This is a genomic window from Chryseobacterium sp. MYb328, assembly GCF_037572595.1.
GTDB lineage: Bacteria > Bacteroidota > Bacteroidia > Flavobacteriales > Weeksellaceae > Chryseobacterium > Chryseobacterium pennae.
In genome coordinates this window covers 89,717-97,031 of record NZ_JBBGZQ010000027.1, presented here as the reverse complement: position 1 = coordinate 97,031, position 7,315 = coordinate 89,717, and the positions used below count along the sequence as shown (strand labels likewise).

At 37.2% G+C, this 7,315-nt stretch carries 2 protein-coding genes; both read right to left on the bottom strand.

Annotation, left to right across the window (positions count from 1 at the left end):
• Window positions 1-62 precede the first annotated feature (62 nt).
• Window positions 63-938 carry a hypothetical protein gene (locus tag WH267_RS21685; RefSeq protein ID WP_340010929.1) on the bottom strand — a complete coding sequence of 292 codons (876 nt, stop codon included), beginning with the start codon at window positions 936-938 and terminating at the stop codon, window positions 63-65.
• 241 nt (window positions 939-1,179) lie between these two features.
• A complete protein-coding gene (locus WH267_RS21680; RefSeq protein ID WP_340010928.1) occupies window positions 1,180-7,308 on the bottom strand; it encodes an alpha-2-macroglobulin family protein in 6,129 nt (2,042 codons plus the stop codon).
• Window positions 7,309-7,315 lie beyond the last annotated feature (7 nt).

Genomic DNA, 7,315 nt, shown 5'->3' with positions numbered 1-7,315 from the left:
CCCCCCCCCCCCGAAACTGATTTATAAAGCGCTGTAAAACTCCCTGTTTATCAGCTATTCATTTATTTCTTCACTGAATCAAGATGTTTTCTCATCATTTCAGAGGCTTTCTCCAGATCATTTTTTCCGAAACGTTTCATAAGAGTTCCTTCCAGCATGTGTCTTCTTGATCTGTCCGGATCAAAAAAGTCTTTAAAGATCGTAAAACGTAGATTTTGGCTGCTATCAAAGCTATCAATCAAATTCTCATTGAGGATCAGCAATGTGATATATTCGTATTGTTTATCGCCTTCATCCCTGATATCCTTATTGAACTGAATCATTTTTCCATCCCTGATCCAGATATCATATACCAATGGATAATGAACCGGTCCGCCTTCATCATCACTAAAACCATTATAAGTATATTGAGGTTTGCCTAGTTCTTTACGTGCCAAATCCATGTTTTTCTGATAATAATTGACCTCCGAATGCGGAATGGTACTGAAAATGCACCCCACAACCTTCCTGCTTTTCTGATCCAGAATGAAATGGGCATAATTGAATTTAATATTCCTGAAAAAAGCAATTTCCGGCACAGGAATTCCTCCCATTATTCCTTCTTCTTTGATCTCTTTTTCTGTGATATGATCAAACATTTCACTGTTTTGGCTGTAATAGGTATAATCCGGATAGAAAACATAGTTTTTGGGATCAATATCAAAGGTATTTATTTGATATGCTCCTGTTAATACACCTTTATTATAAGCATTCAGGGAGTCTACATTCACCTTTGCTGAATTGAGAATATTGTGGCTTTGATAAAATTCTTCCGGTGAAAAGTTTTCAAATTTTATCTGCTCAATATCTGTAAGGTTCTTCGTTCCGTTTTTTTTACACGCCACAATGACAGGCAGAACGACCAATAGCAATAATAATACTACAATAGAATGCTTCATTAGTTTTTTATTTGAAACCATAAATGTAATACAACCCTAAGCAGGAATGAAATGTTTTCCTATTTTTATTAAGCTTTTGAAGCCGGAAGAAAAAGACTCTGAAAATCTCCAGGAATAACAATACCTCTGTTTTCACCCTTTTTAAAATCACTTTTATATGGACAATCAGTAATTAATAACTAAAAGTAACTTCCAGCCTCCATCTTCCATCTTCCATCTTCCATCTTCCAGCCTTCCTACTCTATTTCACAATCTTCACCCTCATCCCCTCAGAATGTTCACTCATAGCCGGTGCATACATATTCTGGAAGGAAGTAATTCCGTTGGAAAAATCTCCGGCATTATTGGCTTTTAATTCATATTCAAAGACATAAGTTCCCTTTGGCAGGGAATCAAAAAAGAAATGAGTCGCCGCATCCCGGGTACTTTCATAATAACCGGCTCCGTTTTGCCATTTATAGGCAGAAAGGACATTGACAGGCTCGAAACCGCTTGCCCGCATATCTTTTAAATGAATATATTCCATATCTTTTCCAGTACGGATTACGAGCCTTACCGTTACCAGATCTCCCAACTTAACAGGGTTTTCCGGAGTTACTTCCTTAAGTTTGCTTTCGTTCCCTTCAAATACCTTCAGGAAGAGCTTTTTCTCAAGAGATACATCAGATGAGTTGTGAGCGATTACCTTATCCATATCTTCATAATACAGGTAATACATGCCGCCCCAAGCTACTCCCGGACTCTTTTTCTGTACTTCAAGTGTTGCTTTTTCACGGGTAACCTCTTTCCAGGAATAGGATTTTTTGAAGAACCCTGCTTCTGAAGTTTTAGAAAGATCATTCGCAGGGAAAATGGTTTCGTTTCCTAGCTTCATGGTGATTCCTTTTTCAGCATCCAGCCAAGATTTCCCATAGTTTAACAAAGCATATACGGCTTCAGTAGTGGATTTTGTAGTTCCCCAGCCTTCTGTCTGTCTGTTTTTCAATAGCCATACCTTCATTTCTTCTACACTTTTTGCATCTTCCGGGTTGGTTTCTGAAAAGGCTTCTATCAGCATGGCCTGTGTTTCTATAGGAGCCTGATACCAGTACCATCCAGAGATATTATTGTCCCAGTACATTCCATTTTCTTCAGAAGTTTTTGCTCCTTTTTTCAGATCAGCAACACATTTTTTAGCAAAGTCATTATATCCGTATCGTTTTAAAAGGGTAACAATCATAGCCTGATGATAAAGACTGTATTCATCAAAGGTCTTCACATAGGTATTAGCTAATGTATTGAGTACTTTTTTCATTTCGGATGGAATTTCTGTATCATTCCAATAGCTTCTGTAGTAGAAATAGGAGGCATAATCGCCTACATCCAGTTTATCACTTGTTTTTCGGTCATTGATCAGTTTGTCATAATATTCTTTATCCAGATAAGTGATGCTGTTTTTGATCACATGCTTGATTTCACTGGTAAAATATTCATCGGATTTTCCTTTCAGCATTTTATTCAGCTTTCCGAATCCGCCAAGGATATGTCCGGAAATGGTTTTGTCTTTTCCACCACCAGGAAACCAGGAAAAGCTTCCATCGGGATTTTGGCGGTCAACAAGGTCACGCTGTGCTTTTTTAAGGTCACGCTGCATTTTATTCAGGTTAAAGAAAACGGCGAGCTGCTCCATTTGTTCTTTCTGGTCTTTAATCCTGCTTAGCCATGGAGTTTCCCCAATAAGGATTGATTTCAGTTTTTCATTAGCTTCTAAAGGATTGGATGGTGTTTCTTTGTCATTCCATTCATCAAAAACCTTCCTGATCTTTGGAGAGGAATTCATGATATAAGTGGAAAGCATATTCCCATACAGCCTGCTGAATAGCTGTTCTGAACATTCATGTGGGAAAGTTCTCAGATAAGGAATTGACATTACCGCAAACCATAACGGATTGGATGTAAGCTCTACACTCAGATTGAAATTGACAGCCGAAGTAGATGTATTATTCAGTAATCCATTCATGGTATAGGTCTTAGTCTGCCCTTCTTTGATAGAAACCGGAACAGTTTCCGTTACCAGCATCCTGTCCGAAAGTATAGGAAGAATATTCTCTTCACCATCGGAATAATTCTTTGTTTTTGCCAGTATTTTATAGCCTACATGATCCAATGCATAAGGAATTTTAATATCCCAGCTTGCCTGTGCAGAGCCTTTAGCAGTAATATTGATCTTCTTCAGGGAATTGGTATTTACAAAAGCTGAATCTAATGGTTTTGAGGTTGCCGGATCAAAAAGATACAGCATAACGTCTCCTTCTGCTTCTTTATCTGACAGGTTATCTATTTTAGCTGAAAGCTGAATTTTATCACCCTGTCTTAAGAACCTTGGTGGATTTGGGGTTACCATCAGCTCTTTTTGTGTTCTGGTAAAAAATTCGGCAGACCCTGTTTTGAGATCTTTGGTGTGGGCAAACAGAATAAGCTTCCATTGCGTAAGGGCTTCCGGGGAAGTAAATTCCAGCTTTACGTTACCTTCTGAATCTGTGTAAAGATTAGGAAGGAAAAATGCGGTCTCATCCAGATTGGTTCTTGCTTTTACATTTTTCAGCAATTCTTCTTTCATCGCTTTTTTAGAAGTGACCACAATAGCTCCTCCTTCAGCACTGTTTCCATATAAAGCTACAGCTTCAGTTGGGTTGAGTTTTTTGGTTTCTGCAATATCCTCCTCTGGAATATTTTTATCCGCCAGTTTTCCATCAATAATATAAACAGGGTTTTTATTTTCTGCTTTCCGCTTATATCCTGATGCAACTACAACAACCTCATCCCGTGATGCTTCTGATATATACATTGCAGAGTTTGACGTAGGATTTGATAAATCCAGAACCCTGATAGAAGTATTCTGAAAATAAGGGGCCTTTGGAGAAGGATAGAATTGATCTGACTCCAAGGAATATCTTTCACTGCTTCTGTTAAAATTCATTGAGCTAGAAGAGGTCAGCTCCCTGAGGAAGTCATTAAGGGACCTATTATACGGGTCGTAATCTCTGTATTCATTGGAAGGATTAGGGTTATAAGGAGTGAAACGATATTCATTCTTCCCAAACTGATCCAAAGAGGCATCGTACATAGAAGCCAGCACCTCAGCATTAATTTTCTCCTTATCTTTTCCTTTAATGGTTAATACCCATTTTTCGGGTACTCCGGGTTGAATTTTATCACGGAAAACCTGAGTGGTAATTTCAAGTTTCCGGTTCGTATTTTCTTTAATCTCTAATTTTAAAGTTCCTTTGGCGAAATCATTATCGTGAATAAAGTCATATTCAATGTACAGACTTTCCTTCAGATCAGCATCAGTAATGGTAACAGGAATATTTACAGATCCATTCTTCATGGCCACCTGTTGATAATTATCTTTCTTTTCATCATGAACAAAACGGTAATTCATAAAGCCTTCTTCAAAATCTGAATAAAAGGTAATGATTGCTTTATCTCCCACTATATACGACTCTTTATCTGTACGAACCCCAAAATAAGACTGCTTTCCGTTTCTGAAAGTAACATTGTCGAATACTTCAACAATCTTAAATGTTTTGATGGTATCCTGCCCAATAACAGATTCTGCCTCTAAAAGATATTTTCCAGGTTCGGGATTCTTATGGAGACTTACCGTTTCAGTTTCTGAAGTATTGAATTCCTTTGAAAATACAGGCTCTCCTTTTTTAGGCTTAACTCCACCATTCGACGGATAACTTATGTATGGGAAATAGGTATCAAAAAGTTCTTTATCATAACTGGAATGTACTAATACTTTATCTTCAGAATCTTCGGAATTATACCTGTTGTACCCTGATTTTTTGATGAATTTAGGAAGCAGGATCTTGTTCTCCTCTTTCAATGGAATAATGGTTAGCTTTCCTTTAGCTTGTATTTTCTGATCGTTGAGATTAGTCAAAGATATTTTTACAGATTCCCACTCTTTCTGGAGCATTTGCTCTGAGCCTTCAATACTGATTTTAGCTTTTGTATCACCAATATTGATGATGGATTGACTGCTTTGGGATTCTCCGTTACCATCAGTTACATAGAAAGATACAAAATATTGATAGTTTCTTATTTTACTTTTACGATCCAGTTCATCTGCTTCTGCTTTAAATGAAATACTGAAATTTCCATTATTGTCGGCAGTTATTTCTCCATGAGTAATTTCAGTCTCTTTTTCATTATAAGCTGGGAAATAATAATCTTCAAAATAGTTTTTTGAGAAATAGATTCCCTTTCTTTTCACTGCATATTTTACTTTGGCTCCGGAAATATCAGCTCCTGAAAAAGCTTCTGCCTTCCCACTTACTTTTACCTCATCTCCCAACTTATATGCTTCTTTTGCAGGATTGATGTTTACGCGGAATTTCGGTCTTTTGTATTCTTCAACCCTCACATATTTATTCTCATAAATGACATTCTCTTCCTTTTCCCCTGAAATTTCTCCCAGATCAGCAGTCATCACCAGAGAATAATTTCCTGTGATTCCTTCGGATGGAAGCGTAAATACTCCATTAATACTTCCAAACTCATTAGTAATAGCTTGTGTTTTAGCAATTTCTTTATAGTTAACATCTACCAATCTTACTTCCACTTTCTGCTTAGGAAGGATCTTTGTTTTTTCATAATATTCCTGCGCCAGAATTCCTTTGTAAAAGATTTTCTGCCCGGGACGGTAGATTGCACGGTCTGTAAAAATGATAAAGTTCTTCTTCACAGGTTCCTTTTTGGTCTTCTCTTCTTCTCGGCCTCTTGTTTCACGATAATCTCTATCAATGACAAAATATTTTTTCGTCTGTGGAAAATAAATAATACTGGCATCATATTCCCTATTCCTGGATTTTAGCAATGAAAACATCCCTGACGCATCAGTGACTCCATTTCCGGTTTTTATCAGTTTATTTTCTCTTTTCTCCGAATATTTCTGTTCATATTCATTGATATTCTGATACATGATGTATTCTGCATTGCCCATGCTTTTCCCTGTCTTGGTGTTCAGAGCCTGTAAAGTTACCTTGGTATTATCTTCAAATCTTTTTATATAAAAAAGGTCTGAAACGGCAAATACCTTGCTGTTGTTATTATTTCCCAAAGAGCTTCTGATCTCATACAATCCTTCTTCCAGGGGTGGAATGGCCAAAAGTGTCTCATGAAGCCTGTAATCCCCAAATTCTTTCACCGGAAATATATCCGTACGGAAATTTTGATAACTATAGGTAGAATTGATAGAGGAAATCAGCTTTTCATTTACAGAATATCCGCTCCAGACAGGTTCTTTATCAAAATCTATTTTACCTGATCTCTTGCTCAGTTCTATTTTTACTTCATCGGTATTTCTATAGGTTGTCTTCATAGGAATATATTCTCCTGGAAGATTCCTTTCCGGAAGTTCGATGGCCAGATCTGAACGTTCAAAGTAATTAATCAAATTTTTACAGGGACTGTTCCAGTTAGAAGCTGGAATATCATCAATAGCCCTTTGGCAGAGCTGATGGGCAGTCAGAAAATTGTTATCTGAGGTTTCCTCCCTTTCAAGAATGGCTGCCTGATAAAGAAGATAGGCTGAAAAAGGCTCTTTAGGAAAAGCATCTGCCAATGCAATCAATTGGTTTGACTGCTCTTTTGCATCGCCTTCAATCTCCGTGCTTTTAAGGTAGATCAAAGCTGTTTTATCTAAGTCTTTGGTGTGAAACTGCAGCAGCTCCTCTTTAATTTCTGTGATCTTTTTCTTTGCAATCTGATCATAATCAAAGGGTAGATTCTGTAAAAATCTCAAATAATCTGTTGCTACAAGATCATAAAGAGTAGGTTTATACTTTGTGAATTCTTCATTTTCTATAAGCTGTTTCCAAAGTTCTGTTTTTTCGTCCTGTAATTTTTGCTTATTGGAAAATACCTGGCTGTACAACTGCTCTGCTTCCCTGTAGAAATCATTTAAAGCCCAGGTTTTATAATCGTCTGAGAGTTCGCTAAGCGGTGTACTATCTTTTTGCTTCATCCTTGAGCTGTAATCACTGATATAGGATGTGTAGATATTGGCCAGATAATACTCATAGAGGGTTTTACGTAGCCCTTTTGACTCTTTTATTTTTTTACGGAGAACGAAAATCTGATCGGTTTCAGGATCGGTATTCTCATCACTCCAGTCATAATACCTGCTCATGAGTGTTTTGACTTCATGCTGAATAGAATCGCGTGAAGACATTTTAGATTTAGGATATAAAATAGGATCTGGTATTGAAACTCCTGGTTTTATAATTCTGGGAACAGGTTTGGGAGGCCGAACCTGGGAAAACAGGCAGGCTGAAGCCAAAAAGGGTAAAATGAAATATATTCTGAATGAAAGTTTCATGATCTTT

Coding starts and splice junctions, on each gene's coding strand:
- WH267_RS21685 (WP_340010929.1), bottom strand. CDS start 938: ATGAAGCATTCTATTGTAGTATTATTATTGCTATTGGTCGTTCTGCCT.
- WH267_RS21680 (WP_340010928.1), bottom strand. CDS start 7,308: ATGAAACTTTCATTCAGAATATATTTCATTTTACCCTTTTTGGCTTCA.